The 16,444-nt window shown below is 63.5% G+C and carries 14 protein-coding genes; 6 read left to right on the plus strand and 8 right to left on the minus strand.

Annotation, left to right across the window (positions count from 1 at the left end; all coding sequences use genetic code 11):
- Positions 1 to 140: 140 nt before the first annotated feature.
- On the plus strand, positions 141 to 1,307 hold the full coding sequence (locus ASD63_RS15790) for a pyridoxal phosphate-dependent aminotransferase (protein ID WP_034797080.1): 1,167 nt from the start codon (positions 141 to 143) through the stop codon (positions 1,305 to 1,307).
- Positions 1,308 to 1,339: 32 nt separating this feature from the next.
- Here the strand turns inward: ASD63_RS15790 and ASD63_RS15795 are convergent, their stop codons facing one another.
- The 8 genes from ASD63_RS15795 to ASD63_RS15830 all read right to left on the minus strand — a co-directional run bounded on the left by ASD63_RS15795 (position 1,340) and on the right by ASD63_RS15830 (position 9,207).
- Positions 1,340 to 1,648 (minus strand): chorismate mutase family protein, encoded by a 309-nt coding sequence (locus ASD63_RS15795; protein WP_034797078.1) that lies wholly within the window; start codon positions 1,646 to 1,648, stop codon positions 1,340 to 1,342.
- Between the two features lie 451 nt (positions 1,649 to 2,099).
- The gene (gene cydB, locus ASD63_RS15800) at positions 2,100 to 3,104 is read right to left on the minus strand and encodes a cytochrome d ubiquinol oxidase subunit II (protein WP_034797073.1); all 1,005 of its coding nucleotides are present in this window, start codon (positions 3,102 to 3,104) and stop codon (positions 2,100 to 2,102) included.
- On the minus strand, positions 3,094 to 4,521 hold the full coding sequence (locus tag ASD63_RS15805) for a cytochrome ubiquinol oxidase subunit I (RefSeq protein ID WP_051659369.1): 1,428 nt from the start codon (positions 4,519 to 4,521) through the stop codon (positions 3,094 to 3,096). Before ASD63_RS15805 ends, cydB begins: the two co-directional genes overlap by 11 nt.
- 271 nt (positions 4,522 to 4,792) lie before the next feature.
- Positions 4,793 to 5,962, minus strand: coding sequence for a M20 aminoacylase family protein (locus tag ASD63_RS15810; RefSeq protein ID WP_060529514.1), 1,170 nt, complete (start codon positions 5,960 to 5,962; stop codon positions 4,793 to 4,795).
- A 1-nt stretch (position 5,963) separates the two neighbouring features.
- Entirely contained in the window at positions 5,964 to 6,788 is an 825-nt protein-coding gene (locus ASD63_RS15815) for an ABC transporter permease (protein ID WP_034797068.1), read from the minus strand.
- Positions 6,785 to 7,510, minus strand: coding sequence for an ABC transporter permease (locus ASD63_RS15820; RefSeq protein ID WP_034797065.1), 726 nt, complete (start codon positions 7,508 to 7,510; stop codon positions 6,785 to 6,787). The genes ASD63_RS15815 and ASD63_RS15820 overlap by 4 nt, the downstream gene beginning before the upstream one ends.
- Before the next feature lie 104 nt (positions 7,511 to 7,614).
- Positions 7,615 to 8,397 carry a transporter substrate-binding domain-containing protein gene (locus ASD63_RS15825; protein ID WP_034797062.1) on the minus strand — a complete coding sequence of 261 codons (783 nt, stop codon included), beginning with the start codon at positions 8,395 to 8,397 and terminating at the stop codon, positions 7,615 to 7,617.
- A gap of 36 nt (positions 8,398 to 8,433) precedes the next feature.
- Positions 8,434 to 9,207, minus strand: coding sequence for an ABC transporter ATP-binding protein (locus ASD63_RS15830; RefSeq protein WP_034797059.1), 774 nt, complete (start codon positions 9,205 to 9,207; stop codon positions 8,434 to 8,436).
- Positions 9,208 to 9,492: 285 nt separating this feature from the next.
- Between ASD63_RS15830 and ASD63_RS15835 the strand changes: the two genes are divergently transcribed.
- The 5 genes from ASD63_RS15835 (at position 9,493) to secD (ending at position 16,153) form a co-directional block, all read left to right on the plus strand.
- On the plus strand, positions 9,493 to 10,116 hold the full coding sequence (locus ASD63_RS15835; protein ID WP_034797056.1) for a TetR family transcriptional regulator C-terminal domain-containing protein: 624 nt from the start codon (positions 9,493 to 9,495) through the stop codon (positions 10,114 to 10,116).
- Between the two features lie 17 nt (positions 10,117 to 10,133).
- Positions 10,134 to 11,324 (plus strand): pyridoxal phosphate-dependent aminotransferase, encoded by a 1,191-nt coding sequence (locus tag ASD63_RS15840; RefSeq protein ID WP_034797053.1) that lies wholly within the window; start codon positions 10,134 to 10,136, stop codon positions 11,322 to 11,324.
- Complete coding sequence (locus tag ASD63_RS15845) at positions 11,321 to 12,928, plus strand: 5-guanidino-2-oxopentanoate decarboxylase (protein WP_034797049.1); 1,608 nt, start codon at positions 11,321 to 11,323, stop codon at positions 12,926 to 12,928. Before ASD63_RS15840 ends, ASD63_RS15845 begins: the two co-directional genes overlap by 4 nt.
- Positions 12,929 to 13,093: 165 nt before the next feature.
- Positions 13,094 to 13,501, plus strand: coding sequence for a hypothetical protein (locus ASD63_RS36160; protein WP_034797046.1), 408 nt, complete (start codon positions 13,094 to 13,096; stop codon positions 13,499 to 13,501).
- Between the two features lie 111 nt (positions 13,502 to 13,612).
- Positions 13,613 to 16,153: a protein translocase subunit SecD gene (gene secD, locus ASD63_RS15855; RefSeq protein WP_034797042.1), complete on the plus strand. Its 2,541-nt coding sequence runs from the start codon at positions 13,613 to 13,615 to the stop codon at positions 16,151 to 16,153.
- The last annotated feature ends 291 nt before the right edge of the window (positions 16,154 to 16,444 follow it).

Consider the following 16,444-nt stretch of genomic DNA (forward strand, 5'->3'; position numbering starts at 1 on the left):
TAAAGTCGCGTGATCGCCTTGGCGAAAGCGGCTAGAAGCAACGGGCAAGCTGGAGCGGTCCATGTCGCTCTAGTCCATTGGAATCTTTCACGATGATCTAAAGGCCGCGGCCTTTAACGTCGTGCATCCGGAGCCCGCCGATGACCATCCTCAGCACCATCAGTCCCCGTGCGCTTTCGGCACCTGAAAGCGGCATCGTCGAGGTGGTGAACTATGCACGCGGGCGCGATGGCCTGATCCCGCTGTGGGTCGGAGAAGGCGACCTGCCGACGCCTGCCTTCATCAGCGACGTTGCGCGCGATGCGCTTGCCGGCGGCGAGACCTTCTACACCTGGCAGCGCGGTATCCCGCCGCTGCGCGAGGCACTGTCGCGCTACTATCAAAGGCGCTTTCAGAAGTCGCTTTCGCCCGAGAATTTCTACGTCGTCGGCTCCGGCATGCAGGCGATCAAGCTCTCGATCGAGGCGATCGCCTCGCCCGGCGACGAGATGGTGCTTCTGACGCCGGCGTGGCCGAACTTTGCCGCCGCCGCCGATCTCTCCGGCGTTCGCCCGGTCTCGGTGGAGCTTCGTTTCGAACACGGCAAATGGCAACTCGATCTCGATCGGCTGCAGGCGGTGATCGGTCCGAAGACCAAGGCGCTGTTCATCAACACGCCGTCGAACCCGACCGGCTGGACCGCGACCCGCGAGGAGTTGGCCGCGATCCTGACGCTGGCGCGCAGGCAGGGGCTCTGGATCATCGCCGATGAGATCTACGCGCTCTATTATTATGGCGGCGCCCGCGCGCCGTCCTTCCTCGACGTGATGGAGGAAGGCGACCGCATCCTCTTCGTCAATTCGTTCTCGAAGAACTGGTCGATGACCGGGTGGCGTGTCGGCTGGATCGTGGCTCCACCCGCGATCGGCCAGGTTCTCGAAAACCTGGTGCAGTACTCGACCTCGGGTGTCGCCCAGTTCATGCAGCGCGGTGCCGTCGTGGCGCTCGACGAGGGCGACGCCTTTGTTGATGCCAATGTCGCCAAGGCGGCGGAGAACCGGGACGTCTTCTGCGACGCGTTGATCGCCACCAACCGGGTGGAAACGCTCAAACCCGACGGCGCGCTCTATGCGTTCCTGAAGATCGACGGCGTCACGGATTCGCGCGCGGCAGCGATCGACATCGTCGACAAGACCGGCGTTGGCCTGGCGCCGGGAACGGCGTTCGGCGACGGCGGCTCGCTGTTCATGCGCGCCTGCTTCCTGCGTGATCCGGGCCACGTGAAGGAAGCGGCGGACCGTCTCCAGGGTTACATTCTCGGGCGCTGACGGCCGTAGATTGAAAGAGCGAGGCGGCGACGTTATTCGTCGCCGGTTTCGCCAAGCAGCTTCTGCTCATGAGCGATCGCGTGGCCGATCAGCCGCGCCCAGATGTCTTCGTAAAAATCAGGATCGAGGTTGACGCGCGCAGCGTTCTTGCGGGCATTCTCGCGCACTTCCATCACCCGCGCCGGAATGTCGGCCTTCAGTTTCAGCGGCGCCTTGATCTCGGCCGCGCGGTCAATATAGCCCCAGCGCTCGGCAAACAGCGCCATCAGCGCCTGGTCGAGACGGTCGATCTCGGCACGCACGTCGGCCATGGTTTCGCATTGCGCGGGGGTTTTCTGCATCTGTCTCGTCCAATTGCCTGGATGCGGCCAAGCGCGGGCCCAGGATGTTCGAGCGTCCCTCGGCTCTCAGCAAGCGGGGCGCTTCTGCGGCGCACTGCTAACAAACGGCGAGCTATCTTGGAAGGGGCAACAGGGTCGCAGCCGGCGACCCTTGAGGTGGTCACCTCAGCAGGCGATCGCTTTGCAGGGGAGGAGGGTGCGGTCCTGTCTCCGTCTGCGGCGATCGCCTGCTGACGTGTTAAGGGAAGTTAGCTGGCCAAGCTTGAGCGAGGCTTTTTAGAACGGGATGAGGAAAAGTGTCTGCGGTTTTCCGCCCGCATCCCGCTCCAATGGATCGACTACGTTCCGATCATCAGCTTGATCGCAAGGCCGACGAGGGTGACGGCCGCCACCCCCGCGCACCAGAGGCCAACGAACCAGAGAAGCTTGCGGCCGGTTCCTGTTTCGCTGGTCAATGGTAGCCCTCCTCCGGATCGACCTTGCCGCGGAAGACCCAGTAGGAATAGGCGGTGTAGGCGAGAATGATCGGCACCAGCACCAAAGCGCCGGCAAGCAGGAAGGAGAGGCTTTCCTCAGGCGCGGCCGCGTCCCAGATCGTCAGCGAAGGCGGCACCATATAGGGGTAGAAACTGATGCCGATGCCGGCATAGCCGAGCACGAAGAGGCCCAGTGCGGCGATGAACGGCCGGCTGTCGTGGCGCTTGCGGATACCCGTGATCAGCGCATAAAGGCAGCCGAGAACGAGCGCCGGCACGACGACGCTGAAGATCGCCGTCGGATAGCCGAACCAGCGGTCCAGATACTGCGGCTCCAGGAACGGCGTCCACAGGCTGACGATGCCCATGGCGGCGACGGTGGCGAAGGAGCATTTGAGCGCGAGGTCGCGGGCCCGGTCGGCAAGGTCGCCATGGGTCTTCATCACAAGCCAGGTGGCGCCGAGCAGCGCATAGCCGACGACGACGGCGATGCCGGTCATGATCGAGAACGGCGTCAACCAATCCCACCAGCCGCCGACATAGGCACGGTTCTCGACCGGAATGCCCTGGACGAGCGCGCCGAGCGTGATCCCTTGCGCGAAGGCGGCCAGCATCGAGCCGCCGGAGAAGGCCCAGTTCCAGAGATATTCGGCCCGCCGCGTGCGCCAGCGATATTCGAAGGCGACGCCGCGGAAGATGAGGCCGATCACCATGGCGATGATGGGCGCGTAAAGTGCGGGCAGGATGGTCGCGTAGGCCAGCGGAAACACCGCCATCAGGCCGCCGCCGCCAAGAACCAGCCAGGTCTCGTTGCCGTCCCAGACCGGGGCGACGGAATTCATCATCACGTCACGGTCGTGCTTCTCCGGGAAGAACGGGAAGAGGATGCCGACACCGAGGTCGAAGCCGTCGAGAATGACATAGGCGAGCACCGCAAAGGCGATGATGCCAGCCCAGATGAACGGCAGATCAAACTCCATGATGGCCTCCCTTGGTGTTTGCATGGCTGCTATGGATGGCGGGGCCCGGCATGATGCCGGAACTGCGCAATGGTCCTTCGCCGAGCTCCGGCATCGGATCCCGCGGCAATCGCGCCATCAGCCGGAGGATGTAGAAGGTGCCGGCGCCGAAGACGAAGAAATAGACGATGATGAAGGCGATCAGCGAGGCGGCGACCGCGGGTGCCGCGATCGGCGCCACTGAGTTTGCCGTCAGCAGATGGCCGTAGACGGTATAGGGCTGACGGCCGACTTCGGTCGTGACCCAGCCCGCGAGCACGGCGACGAAGCCGGCGGGCCCCATGGCGATCGCGGCACGGTGCAGCCAGACATTGCTGTCGAGCGTGCCGCGATAGCGACACCAGAGCGACCAGAGCCCGATGCCGAGCATGGCGAAGCCGAGGCCGACCATCACCCGGAATGACCAGAACACGATACCAACAGGCGGGTGAAGTTCTTCCGGGATCGTATCGAGACCGGCAAGCGGCGCGTTCAGATCATGCTTCAGGATGAGGCTCGAAAGCTTCGGGATCTCGATCGCGTAATCGACGCGCTTTTCAGGCGAGTTCGGAATGCCGAAGAGGATGAGCGGCGCGCCGTCCGGATGGCTCTGGTAGTGCCCCTCCATCGCCATCACCTTGGCCGGCTGGTGCTCCAGCGTGTTGAGACCATGCATGTCGCCGGCGAAGATCTGGATCGGCGCGACAATCGCCGCCATCCACATAGCCATCGAAAACATCTTTTGCGCCCGCCGCGGCGCCGTCTTGCGGATGAGGTGCCAGGCGCCGCAGGCGCCGACGACGAAGGCGGTCGTGAGATAGGCCGCCAGCACCATGTGGGTGAGGCGATAGGGGAAGGAGGGGTTGAAGACGATCGCCCACCAGTCGACCGGGACGAACTGGCCCGCCTCGTTCATTGCGAAACCGGCCGGCGTCTGCATCCACGAGTTCGCCGAAAGGATCCAAGTGGCCGAGATCAGCGTGCCGACGGCGACCATGACGGTTGCCAAGAAATGCAGCTTCGGCCCGACGCGGTTGAGGCCGAACAGCATGACACCGAGGAAGCCCGCTTCGAGGAAGAAGGCGGTCAGCACCTCGTAGCCCATCAGCGGCCCGATGATCGGCCCGGCCTTGTCGGAAAAGACGCTCCAGTTGGTGCCGAACTGATAGGACATGACGATGCCGGAAACGACGCCCATGCCGAAGGCGACGGCAAAGATCGTCTTCCAGAAATTGAAGAGTTCGAGATAGACCCCGTCCTTCTTCCACAGCCACAACCCTTCGAGCACCGCGAGGTAACTCGCAAGCCCGATGGAAAAGGCGGGGAAGATGATGTGGAAGGAAACGGTAAAGGCGAACTGGAAGCGAGCGAGCAGGGTCGCATCGAAACTCTCAAACACGGGCGCAATCCTTTCAGACACGCGGATGCGACGCCTCACGGAAGCGTAGGCCGCAATGCTCTGGCTGCTGCATCATTTGTCCGGTGACCGATCGTCGATCAGGGAACCTGTCTTGGCCTCTGGCCGAGGCAAATCCTGGGGTTGCACCGGCTTTTCAGCATGCACTTGAATCTGCGCCAAATTTGCCAAACGTCAATGACAGCGCGTCCGCCACGTTGTCACACTGCGGCAATGTTGCGCTGCGGCATATTGGCGAAAGGTGAGCGGGATATCAGCGGCGCGCGAGATAGGCCTCGGCCAACTCCGTCCAGAAAGCCGCGCCGATCGGCAGCAGGTCGTCGTTGAAGTTGTAGCCGGGGTGATGCAGCGGCCTGTCGTCGTCGCTGACCTTCGAGCCGAGGAAGAAGTAGGTCCCCGGCCGCTCCTTCAGCATATAGGCGAAATCCTCGCTGCCCATGAAGGGGCGGGCGAGATCGACCACCTTGTCGGCGCCGGCGAAGCGGACCGCGAGATCGCGGACGAAGTCCGTCTCGGCCTTGTGGTTGATCGTCGCATCGTAGCTGCGCTGGTAGTCGACGGTCGCGCGCATGCCGAAGCTCGTCGCCTGCGCCTCGGCGATCATGCGGATGCGGCGTTCGAGTTCGTCGCGCACATCGGGCTCGAATGAGCGGATACCGACGACGATCTCGGCGCGTTCGGGAATGATGTTGCTGGCCGAGCCCGCATGGAAGGCGCCGACGGTGACCACAGTCGGATCCATCGGATGGATGTTGCGCGAGACGATCGATTGCAGCGCCATGACGATCGAGGCGCCGCAGACGATGGGATCTGCTGTTTCCTGCGGCTCCGGGCCATGCCCGCCGCGTCCATGCACGGTGATGCGCGCCTCGTCGACGGCGGCCATGATCGGGCCTTCTCTAAGGGCGAACTGGCCGAAAGGCAGACCCGGCTCGTTGTGAAGCGCGAAGACGGCGTCGCAGGGAAACTGATCGAACAGGCCCTCGTCCATCATGATCTTGGCGCCGCCGAAATTCTCCTCGGCCGGCTGGAAGATCAGGTGGATCGTGCCGTCGAAATTGCGCCGCTCGGCAAGCGCGCGGGCAGCACCCAGCAGCATCGTCGTGTGGCCATCGTGGCCGCAGGCATGCATGAGGCCCGAGGTCTTGCTGGCATAGTCCAGCCCGGTTTCTTCCAGGATCGGCAGCGCATCGATGTCGGCGCGGATGCCGATCGAGCGCTTGCCGTTGCCGTTCCTGAGCGTGCCGACGACACCGGTTTTCGCAAGCCCCGTCGTCACCTCATAGCCGAGACTTTCGAGGTGCTTGGCGATGAAGGCGGAAGTACGCGTCTCCTCCAGTCCGAGTTCCGGATGCGCATGCAGGTCGTGGCGAATGGCGACGAGTTCCGGCATGGCGTTGGTGATCGAGGGGGAAAGCTTCATGTCAGGCACCGCGGGTTGGTATGCGATTTTCGAAGGTGCGGAAAGCCACCACCAGAATACCGGTGAGGCACATGTAGATGAGCGCGAGCAAAAGCAGCGGCTCGTAGGTGAGGAAGGTTTCCTGCCGCACCTTGGAGATGACCGCATAGACGTCGACGACAGTCACGGTCGCGACAAGTGGCGTCGATTTCAGCTGCAGCACCGTTTCGCCATTGAGCGTCGGCAGAGCCCGATGGATGGCGCGCGGCAGCCAGATGCGGCGGAACATCGTCCAGCGGCCCATGCCATAGGCCTTCGCCGCCTCAAGCTCGCCGTTCGGAACGCCGGCAAAAGCGCCGCGCATGACTTCGCCCTCATAGGCCGCAAACGAAATGGTCAACGCCGCCACGCCATAGGGCCACGCTTCGCGCAGGTAAGGCCAGAGGAAGGACTGGCGGATCGCCGGAAACTGCGGGAACAGCGAGCCGAGACCGTAATAGAGCAGCCAGAGCTGCAACAGCAGCGGCGTGCCGCGGATCACGGTACAAAACACCTTGGCCGGCAGTTTCAGGAACCAGGGGCCGGTGACCTGCACGAGGCCGATCGGCACCGCCAGCAGGAAGCCGAGGATGGCGGTGCTGAACAGCATCATCAGGCTGACGAGGATGCCCCAGCCAAGCCGTGGCAGGTAGCGCGGCAGCCAGTCCCAGCGCATGAAGACGGCGACGGCGACGACGAAGGCGGCAAAGACCAGCATCATGAGGATGCGGTGCGGCAGGAAGAAGCTCTTCGCCGTCGGCAGGTCTTCGGGCGTAAACGCAACGGCGTGGGTGGTTTCGTCGGTCATCGGCTCTCCGCAAAACCGCGTCGGGCATGGCGTTCGAGCATGCCGATGAAGACGTTGGAGATGAGCGTCAGCGCCAGGTAGAGCGCGCCAGCCGCCAGGAAGAACAGGAGATAGGCCTTGGTCGTGCCGGCCGCCTGGCGGGTGACCAGCGTCAACTCGCTGAAGCCGACGACCGCGAGAAGGGCCGTGTCCTTGGTGGCGATCAGCCAGAGATTGGAGAGGCCGGGAATGGCATAGGGCAACATCGCCGGCAGGGTGATGCGGCGCAGAACCATGGCCGGCGACATGCCATAGGCGCGCGCCGCCTCGATCTGCCCGGCGGGCACCGCCTTGATCGCGCCGCGCAACACTTCGGTCGAATAGGCACCCTGGACGACGCCGATGACGAAGATGCCGGCCATCAGGCCGCTGATGTCGACCGGGCCAACCGAAAACAACGCCAGAACCTGATTGAGCAGGTCGGTGCCGGCATAATAGAGCAAGAGGATCAGCACCAACTCGGGCACTGCACGCACGACCGTGGTGTAGCATTCGAGCAGATCGCGCAGGACTGGGCCGCCATAGAGCTTGCCGAATGCACCGCCGATGCCGAGCGCCAGGCCGAGCGTGAAGCCGCCGACGGCGATCTGGATGGAATTGAAAAAGCCTTGCAGCAATACGCCACCCCAGCCGGGTGCTGAAAGCGAGAGCAGGCCCCAATTGATGAGGGAATCCGCAGCCATGCGTCGTCGAGCTCCGATGGCGCCGGCCGGCGATCGCTGCAGCGCTGCGGTCTTTGTCAGACGCGACAAGCGCTGCGACGGTTCGATCGCCGGCCGATCGCGCCTTATCCGCCGTAGATGTCGAAGTCGAAGTACTTCTTCGAGAACGTATCGTAGGTGCCGTTGTCGCGGATCGCCTTGATGGCGGCGTTGATCTTGTCCTTGAGCTCGGTTTCGCCCTTGCGCAGGCCGACGCCGACACCCGGGCCGATCACGGCGACGTCTTCGGCAACGTCGCCCTTGTATTCACAGCATTCCTTGCCCTGGTCGGTCGCCAGAAACGCCTTGAGCGCGATGGCATCCGCCTGCACCGCATCGAGGCGGCCGGCGGCGAGGTCGTTGTTGGCCTCGTCCTGCGTCTGGTATTCCTTGACCTCGACGCCCGCCGGCGCGAAGTGCTTTGCGGCATAGGCCTGGTGGACCGTCGAGACCTGGACGCCGAGCGTCTTGCCCTTCAGCCCTTCCGGCGAGGAGTTCATCTCGACGCCCTTGGTGCCGATGATGCCGGTCGGGGTGTTGTAGTACTTGTCGGAGAAATCGATGGTCTTCAGGCGCTCGTCGGTGATCGACATCGAACTGATGATCATGTCGATCTTCTTCGACGTCAGTGCCGGAATGATGCCGTCCCAGGCAACCGGCGTCAGCACGCATTCGAGCTTGGCCTCGGCGCACATTGCGTTCATGAACTCGACTTCCCAGCCTTCCCATTTGCCGCTGGCGTCAGGCGCTGTGAACGGCGGATAGGGCTCCGCTGCGACGCCGACCTTCAGCGCTTCCGCCGACGCCGCGACGCCGCCGCTCACGGCGATCGCCGCCGCAACGGCCAGGACTTTCAATGCCTTCTTCATGCTGTTCCCCTTTTTGGTTGTTTAGCATTCAGGAATTCAGTGAATGGAACTGATGAACTTCTTGAGCCTTTCCGATTTCGGTGCGCCGAAGATGGCCTCAGGCGGGCCCTGTTCTTCGATCACGCCGTTGTGGAGGAAGACGATGTGGTTGGCGACGTCGCGCGCAAACTTCATCTCGTGGGTGACGAGGATCATCGTGCGCTTTTCGCGCGCGAGGTCCCCGATGACAGTGAGAACTTCGCCGACGAGTTCGGGATCGAGTGCCGAGGTCGGCTCGTCGAAGAGCATGACGAGCGGCTGGATGGCAAGCGCCCGGGCGATCGCGGCGCGTTGCTGCTGGCCGCCGGAAAGGAAGGCCGGGTAGGCGTCGCGTTTCTCGTAGAGGCCGACGCGTTTCAGCAGGGTTTCGGCGGTGGCGACCGCTTCCGCCTTCGGCTTGCCGAGCACATGGATCGGCGCTTCGATGACGTTTTCAAGGATGGTCATGTGCTGCCAGAGATTGAAGCTCTGGAACACCATGCCGAGCTGGCTGCGGATGCGCTGGACCTGTTTGCGGTCCTCCGGCACCAGGCCGCCGCGACCGTCGGATTTCATCCGGATCTTTTCGCCATGCACGCTGACGCTACCGGCGGAGGGGAGTTCGAGGAGGTTGATGCAGCGAAGGAAAGTGGATTTGCCGGAACCGCTGCCGCCGATGATGGCGATCACGTCGCCCTGCTTCGCTGTGAGCGAAACTCCCTTCAGCACTTCCAATGGCCCGAAACGCTTGTGCAGGTCAGTGACCGCGATTGCCTGGGCCGCATCCGTCATCGGCGCGCCGCTCCCATGGCTCTGCGAGCTTTTTCTGTCAGCATCGAAACAGTTCCCCTGTCGTCTTCCGTGCGGCATCTTTGGCCTGTCACGGGTTTTTGTTGGCCGGCATGGTTGCACTTGTGCCGCTATTGTTCAAGCGTATAATAATAGACGTCGTCGATTTTTTGACGCCCGCCGATCGTTCGATTTCCCGAAGGAGCCGCCCATGCCGCCGTTCTGGCCGAAGCCTTTGCCGACCGCGCCTGAACAGCATTTTGGGCCGGTTCGAGAGCAGAGTGCCGCATGAACAGACGCAGTTTTCACCGCGCGCCGGAAGGCGAGCGCCGCCAGGAATTGATCGAAGCGACGCTCGACTGCATCTCGGAATTCGGGCTGAAGGGCGCAACCGTTCGGCAGATCGCAATCCGCGCCGGCGTGACCGCCGGGCTGGTGCGCCACTACTTCGAATCGAAGGACCAGATGGTTGCCGAGGCCTATCGCGCCGTCATCGCCTCGCTCACCGAAAAGGCGAGCAAGGTCGAGGGCGATCCGGAAACCCGGCTCCGGGATTTCATCGCGATCAACCTCACCGAGCCGGTGGCAGACAGCCGCAGCATCTCGCTCTGGGCCGCCTTCATCAGCCAGGTCCGGGTCGATTCGGTGCTGTCGGAGATCCACCGCGAAGGCTATCTCGCCTTTCGCAATTCGCTGCAGGAACTGCTTGCCGATTTCCTTGCGACCAAAGGCAAGCCGGCCGACGCCGAAACTTGCCGGGCCTTCGCCATCGCCATCAACGGGTTGGTCGACGGCCTCTGGGTCGAGGGCTGCCTTGCCGGCGATCTCTTTCGCGAAGGCGAGCTCGTCGCCATCGCCATGTCTTCGGTCGAAGCGCTGCTCGGCACGAAGATCGGAACTGCAAAACAATGAAAACGGGAGAAAGCACCATGCGCTACGCGTCCATCACCGAACGTCTTGCCGATCTTGGTTCGGGCAAATGGTCGCTGCATATCCGTGCCCGCCAATTGAAGGCGAGTGGTGCCGACATCATCGAACTGACGATCGGCGAACCGGATCTTCCGCCGGACCGCGCCCTGCTCGATGAATGCCAGCGCGCGATGAATGCGGGGCGCTATCGCTACTCCAACGGCCGCGGTGAACCGACGGTCGTGGCGGCCGTCGCGGAGAAATACCGTCGTCGCCGTGCCGATGTGACGAACGAGAACGTGCTCTGCTTCCCCGGCACGCAGACGGCGCTCTTCGCCGTGATTCTCGGGTTGGCGGAGGCCGGCGATGCCGTTCTCGTCGGCGATCCGCTCTATGCGACCTATGAAGGCGTGATCCGCTCGACCGGCGCGCATCCGGTGCTGGTGCCGCTGAAGCCGGAATTCGGCTTCCACATGCAGGCCGAAGATCTGGAAAAAGCGATCACGCCGGAGAGCCGCGTGCTGCTGCTGAATACGCCACACAATCCGACCGGTGCCGTGCTGACGGCGGAAGAAATTGCCGCGATCGGCGAGGTCGCGCGCCGTCACGATCTCTGGATCGTCTGCGACGAGGTCTATGAGGAGCTGGTGTTCGACGCCGTCTTTGCCTCGCCCTTCGACAATCCGGATTTCGCCGAACGCACGATCGTCGTCTCGTCGATCTCCAAATCGCACGCCGCGCCCGGCTTCCGCAGCGGCTGGGCGGTCGGCCCGGTCGAGTTCACCGAGCGGCTGCTGCCGGTCTCCGAAACGATGCTTTTCGGCACGCAGCCCTTCATCGCGGACATGACCGCCTATGCCCTGACGCATGACATCGATACGGCGCGCCGGATGCGCTTGTCCTATAAGTCGCGCGCCGCGCAGATCGTCGCCGGCCTTGCCGCGGCGCCCGGCATCGAGGTGTTCGCGCCGGAAGCCGGCATGTTCATCTTGATTGATGTTTCCGGAACCGGTCTCGACGGCGATGCGTTTGCTTGGGCGCTGCTTGAAGAAGAGGGGGTTGCCGTCATGCCCGGATCGTCCTTTGGCGATGAAGCACAGAACTATCTGCGCGTCAGCCTGACCGTGCCCGATGGTGCCATCGACGAGGCCTGCCGCCGCATCTCCGCACTTGCCGAGCGGGCCAGCCTGCGCAAGGAGCGCTGCGCATGACCATGGAAAGAACGGTTGGAGAAGTCCTGGTCGACCTGCTCGAGGCCAATGGCGTCGAGGTGGTTTTCGGCATTCCCGGCGTGCACACGGTCGAGCTCTACCGGGGCCTCGCTGCATCGAAGATCCGCCACGTGACGCCACGGCATGAACAGGGCGCCGGCTTCATGGCCGACGGCTATGCCCGCGTCAGCGGCAAGCCGGGCGTTGCCCTCGTCATCACCGGGCCCGGCCTCACGAACACCATCACGGCGATGGCGCAGGCGCGCCAGGATTCGATCCCGATGCTGGTGATTTCAGGCGTCAATCGCCGCGATTCGCTCGGCCATGGGCGCGGCCTGCTGCACGAGCTGCCCGACCAGCACGGCATGATGAAGACGCTGGCGCTCTATTCGCACACGCTCCTCAATCCGGAAGACCTGCCTTTCGTCGTCGACCGCGCCTTCTCGGTGCTCGTCTCCGGTCGGCCGGGACCGGTGCATATCGAGATCCCGACCGACGTGATGTCGGCGAAGATCACGCCGCAGGCGCTGCGGCCGGCAACGGCCACCCGACCGCGCTCCGACAGCGAGACGCTGCAGCGCGCGGCGATCCTCTGCGCCGACGCCTCGCGCCCGGTCATCATCTGCGGCGGCGGCGCCCTGACGGCGGAGGCGGAAGTTGCGGAGCTTGCCGAAAAGATCGGTGCGCCCGTCGTCACCACTGTCAATGCTCGCGGCATGTTCTCGGGCAGTCCCTTGAGGGTTCCTGCGAGCCCCAGCCTGAAGGCGGTGCGGTCGCTGCTGAAGGAGGCCGACCTGGTGCTGGCGCTCGGCACCGAAATGGGCCAGACCGACTACGACATGTATGCCGATGGCGGCTTTCCGGCCCTGCGCAACCTGATCCGCACCGACATCGATGCGGCGCAGCTCGCGCGCGGGCCGCATGCGGCGCTCTCCATCCTCTCCGGCGCCAAGGCGGCGACGGCGGGCATCCTCGCCTTTCTCCCCGGTCATGCTGCGAAGGATGGAGCGGGACGGGCCGAAACGGCGCGGAGGGCGGCGCTGAAGGAACTGACGCCGAAGATGCGGGCCGAGATCGGCATCATCGACACCATCTACAAGTCTCTGCCGGATTGCACCGTCGTCGGCGACTCGACCCAGGCCGTCTATGCCGGCAACCTCTACTGTGATGCACCGCGGCAGCGTAGCTGGTTCAATTCGGCGACCGGTTACGGTTCTCTGGGCTATGCGCCGCCAGCAGCCGTCGGTGCAGCCGTCGCCGATCCGTCTCGGCCGGTCGTCTGTCTCGTCGGCGACGGTGGCTTCCAGTTTTCGCTCGCTGAAATCGGGTCTGCCGTCGATGCGCAGGCGCAGGTCATCTTCCTCGTCTGGAACAATGACGGCTACCAGGAAATCGAAAGCTACATGGTCGATGCCGGCGTTACGCCGGAGGGCGTCAAGCCTTCGGCGCCGGACTTCCTGATGGCGGCGAAGGCCTATGGCGTCGAGGGACGGCGGCTTGCTTCCGTCGCCGATCTCTCACAGGCGCTCGCCGAGGCGGCGAAGCGCAAGGGACCGTCGCTTATCGAGATCCACGAGCGGCGAACGAGCGGCATCACGGCCTGAGCAACGACAACCACGAAACGGGCCGGATTTGACTTTTCCGGCCCGGAATGGTGTTAAAGGCGCCCATGCTCGATTCCGGCCACGTTCTCTAGGTAAGGTCGGGCATTCGGGCTCAATTTTCGTCTCGCTGGCGTGCAATCGCCAGGGAAAGGGACCGCGTCCTCGATGGACCGCATGGGTGGTGGCAGCAAGAACATACAGGCCGGCCGGCTTCTCGCTGTGCTGTGGCTGTTCTGCGCCTCCTTCGCAATGCAGGTCATCTCGGTCGGACAGAGCATCCCGTCCCGTTCGGCCTCCGGTGCCCAGGCCGGCAACGTCACCGACACCGGTTCGACTGACCGTCCCGCCGCCCGGCAACTCTCGCGGGCGACACCGCTTTCAGACCTTCGGTTTACGGCCGAGCGCAAGGACGCCAAGTCCGCGGCCGATGATGGCTTGCCGGCGCTCTTGCCGGCATCGCTCGAACTCGAACTTCCCCGTTCGTCGGACGGGCGGATTTTCCGCGAGTTCGCTGCGTATCTTGGCGGGGCCTCGAACCCTGGCCCCCATATTCGCGCGCCTCCCGGCGCCTGATCCACAACGCGGATTTTGGCTGGCTGGCGGCTTCGGCTGCAGCTCTGCCCTTTATGAAACAAGCCCTGACGACGCGCCCCGTGCCCGCGCAGGCTCTTCTGGAACCACAACATGCGTACATCGAAATGGGCGATTCTCGTCTATGTCGTCGTGATCATCTTCGGATGTATCGCGGCGCTTCCGAACGTGCTGACGCCGGCACAACGTGAACAATTTGCAGGCTGGCTGCCGGTCAAGCCGGTAACCCTCGGCCTCGACCTCAAGGGCGGCTCGCACCTCGTGCTCGAAGTCGATGCTGCCGGCCTTCGCAAAGCTCGGCTCGAAACCCTGCTTGACGATACGCGCCGGGCGCTCCGCGCCGAGCGCATCTCGGCCTCCTCGGCCCGCATCGCCGGCGATACCGTTACCGTGAAGATCGAAGATCCGGCCGACCGCGAAAAGGTTCTGCCGAAGCTGAAAGAGCTGGCGGCCCCTGTCGGCACGCTTGGTTTCGGCGGCGCGGCTTCCGATATCGAGGTGACCGAGAACGGCGACAGCATCAACATCGCGATGACAGAGGCCGGCCTTGCCGACCGCACCACCAAGGCCGTCGAACAGAGCCTCGAGATCATCCGCCAGCGCGTCGACACCGTCGGCGTTGCCGAGCCGCTGATCCAGCGTGTCGGTTCCGACCGCATTCTCGTCCAGCTTCCGGGCCTCGAGGATCCGACGGCACTGCGCCAGCTCTTGGGCTCGACCGCGCAGATGAGCTTCCACATGGTGGACCAGACCGTGGATCCCAACCAGCCGGCGCCGCGCGGCGTCGACATTCTGCCGGGCGCCCACGACAACAACAAATATGCGGTCGAAAGCCGCGTCGCGATTTCGGGCGAGCGCCTGGCCGATGCCAAGGCCGGCTTCGACCAGCGCACCAACGAACCGATCGTGTCCTTCACCTTCGACACGCTCGGTGCCCGCCAGTTCGCGGAAATCACCCAGGCTGCCGTCGGCCGGCCCTTCGCGATCGTTCTTGACGGCAAGGTCCTGACGGCTCCTGTTATCCGCGAGCCGATCATCGGCGGCAACGGCCAGATCAGCGGCAACTTCACCGCACAGGAAGCGACCGTTCTGTCGGCGCTGCTGCGCTCCGGCGCGCTTCCGGCACCGCTCACCGTTATCGAGGAACGCTCCGTCGGCCCGAACCTCGGTTCCGACTCGATCCGCATGGGCATCTACACCGGTCTTGCCGGCTTCGCGCTCGTCGTCACCCTCATGGTCGTGCTCTACGGCGCCTGGGGCATGATCGCCAATGTCGGCCTGGTGCTGCACACGATCCTGACCATCGCGCTTCTCGCCATGCTCGGCTCGACGCTGACCTTGCCGGGTATAGCCGGTATCATTCTCGGCATCGGCATGGCGGTGGACGCCAACATCCTGATCAACGCGCGTATCCGTGAAGAAACGGAAGCGGGTGCCGGCGCGATGAAGGCGCTCGATATCGGCTTCAACAAGGCCTACGCGACCATCATCGATAGTAACGTCACGACGCTTTCGGGCACCGTGCTCTTGTTCGCCTTCGGCTCCGGCCCGGTCAAGGGATTTGCCGTCACCATGATGCTCGGCATCATCATCTCGATGTTCACCTCGATCACCGTCGTTCGCCTGATGATGCGTGAGGTCGTCGTCCGCCGGAAGATGAAGAAGCTCGAGATCCCGTCGCTGTTCGGCAAGGTTCCGAAGCTTCCGTCCTTCTCCTTCATGAAGGGCCGCTTCGTCGCCATCGGCATGTCCGCCTTCCTGTCGGTCAGCTCGGTGGTGCTGTTCTTCACGCCCGGCCTCAACTACGGCATCGACTTCGTCGGCGGTATCCAGGTCGAAACCACCTCGAAGAACACGCTCGACCTTCCGACGCTTCGCCACAATCTCGAAGCGCTCAACATCGGCGAAGTGGCGCTGCAGGAATTCGGCCAGGACAAATCGGTCCTGATCCGCGTCCAGCGCCAGCCGGGCGGCGAGCAGGAACAGACGGCAGCGCTCAACCGCATCAAGGATGCCGTCGTCCAGACGATCCCGGATGCGAGCTTCGAGCGCACCGAAGTCGTCGGCCCGACCGTCAGCACCGAGCTTGCCCGTTCGGGCTTCCTCGCTGTCGGTCTCGCGATGGTGGCGATCCTGCTTTACATCTGGTTCCGCTTCGAATGGCACTTCGCCGTCGGCGCGATCGCGGTCCTCTTGCTCGACATCACCAAGACGATCGGCTTCTTTGCGTTGACAGGCATCGACTTCAACCTGACGGCCATCGCCGCGCTCCTGACGATGATCGGCTACTCGGTCAACGACAAGGTCGTGGTTTATGACCGCATGCGCGAGAACCTCAGGAAGTACAAGTCGATGCCGTTCTCGGATCTCATCGACATGAGCATCAACCAGGTGATCGCGCGATGCATCTTCACCTCGATGGCGACGGCCTTCTCGCTGGTGCCGATGGCGATCTGGGGCGGCGATGCCGTCAAGAGCTTCGCCTGGCCGATGATCTTCGGCGTGATCGTGGCAACGACCTCGTCGATCTATATCGGCGGCCCGATCCTGCTGTTCCTCAATCGCTGGTGGAAGGATCGCGAAGCATCCCGCGGTGGCACAACCACGCCGCAGGCGGGCACGCCTGCTGCCTGACATCCGGCACTGGAACACAAAACGTGAAGGGGCGGCCCGACGGGCCGCCCCTTTTTTGTCCGAATGTGCTGTCTTTATCCACCCGTGCCTTGCAGACTGATTCTTCGCTTCCTAAATAGCGTAGGTCTCCGGCTCCGGAACGGGTGGATGGATTTTGCGTACATCGCCCCTTGAATTTAAAGGGTGAAGAAATTTTTTCTGCGTCTTCATCTTTTTAATTGACGGAATTGGTAGATTATTCTAGTTTGCCACTACGTGAACGCGGGGAGTCCGCCTCACGGTTGTTCATCG

The organism is Ensifer sp. Root558 (assembly GCF_001427045.1).
Lineage (GTDB): Bacteria > Pseudomonadota > Alphaproteobacteria > Rhizobiales > Rhizobiaceae > Ensifer > Ensifer adhaerens.

Bases quoted from the DNA above. Each gene is read 5' to 3' on its own strand.
- ASD63_RS15835 (WP_034797056.1), top strand. From the start codon at position 9,493: ATGAACAGACGCAGTTTTCACCGCGCGCCGGAAGGCGAGCGCCGCCAG.
- ASD63_RS15840 (WP_034797053.1), top strand. From the start codon at position 10,134: ATGCGCTACGCGTCCATCACCGAACGTCTTGCCGATCTTGGTTCGGGC.
- secD (WP_034797042.1), top strand. From the start codon at position 13,613: ATGCGTACATCGAAATGGGCGATTCTCGTCTATGTCGTCGTGATCATC.
- ASD63_RS15795 (WP_034797078.1), bottom strand. From the start codon at position 1,648: ATGCAGAAAACCCCCGCGCAATGCGAAACCATGGCCGACGTGCGTGCC.
- ASD63_RS36160 (WP_034797046.1), top strand. From the start codon at position 13,094: ATGGACCGCATGGGTGGTGGCAGCAAGAACATACAGGCCGGCCGGCTT.
- ASD63_RS15820 (WP_034797065.1), bottom strand. From the start codon at position 7,510: ATGGCTGCGGATTCCCTCATCAATTGGGGCCTGCTCTCGCTTTCAGCA.
- ASD63_RS15825 (WP_034797062.1), bottom strand. From the start codon at position 8,397: ATGAAGAAGGCATTGAAAGTCCTGGCCGTTGCGGCGGCGATCGCCGTG.
- ASD63_RS15815 (WP_034797068.1), bottom strand. From the start codon at position 6,788: ATGACCGACGAAACCACCCACGCCGTTGCGTTTACGCCCGAAGACCTG.
- ASD63_RS15810 (WP_060529514.1), bottom strand. From the start codon at position 5,962: ATGAAGCTTTCCCCCTCGATCACCAACGCCATGCCGGAACTCGTCGCC.
- ASD63_RS15830 (WP_034797059.1), bottom strand. From the start codon at position 9,207: ATGACGGATGCGGCCCAGGCAATCGCGGTCACTGACCTGCACAAGCGT.
- ASD63_RS15845 (WP_034797049.1), top strand. From the start codon at position 11,321: ATGACCATGGAAAGAACGGTTGGAGAAGTCCTGGTCGACCTGCTCGAG.
- ASD63_RS15790 (WP_034797080.1), top strand. From the start codon at position 141: ATGACCATCCTCAGCACCATCAGTCCCCGTGCGCTTTCGGCACCTGAA.
- cydB (WP_034797073.1), bottom strand. From the start codon at position 3,104: ATGGAGTTTGATCTGCCGTTCATCTGGGCTGGCATCATCGCCTTTGCG.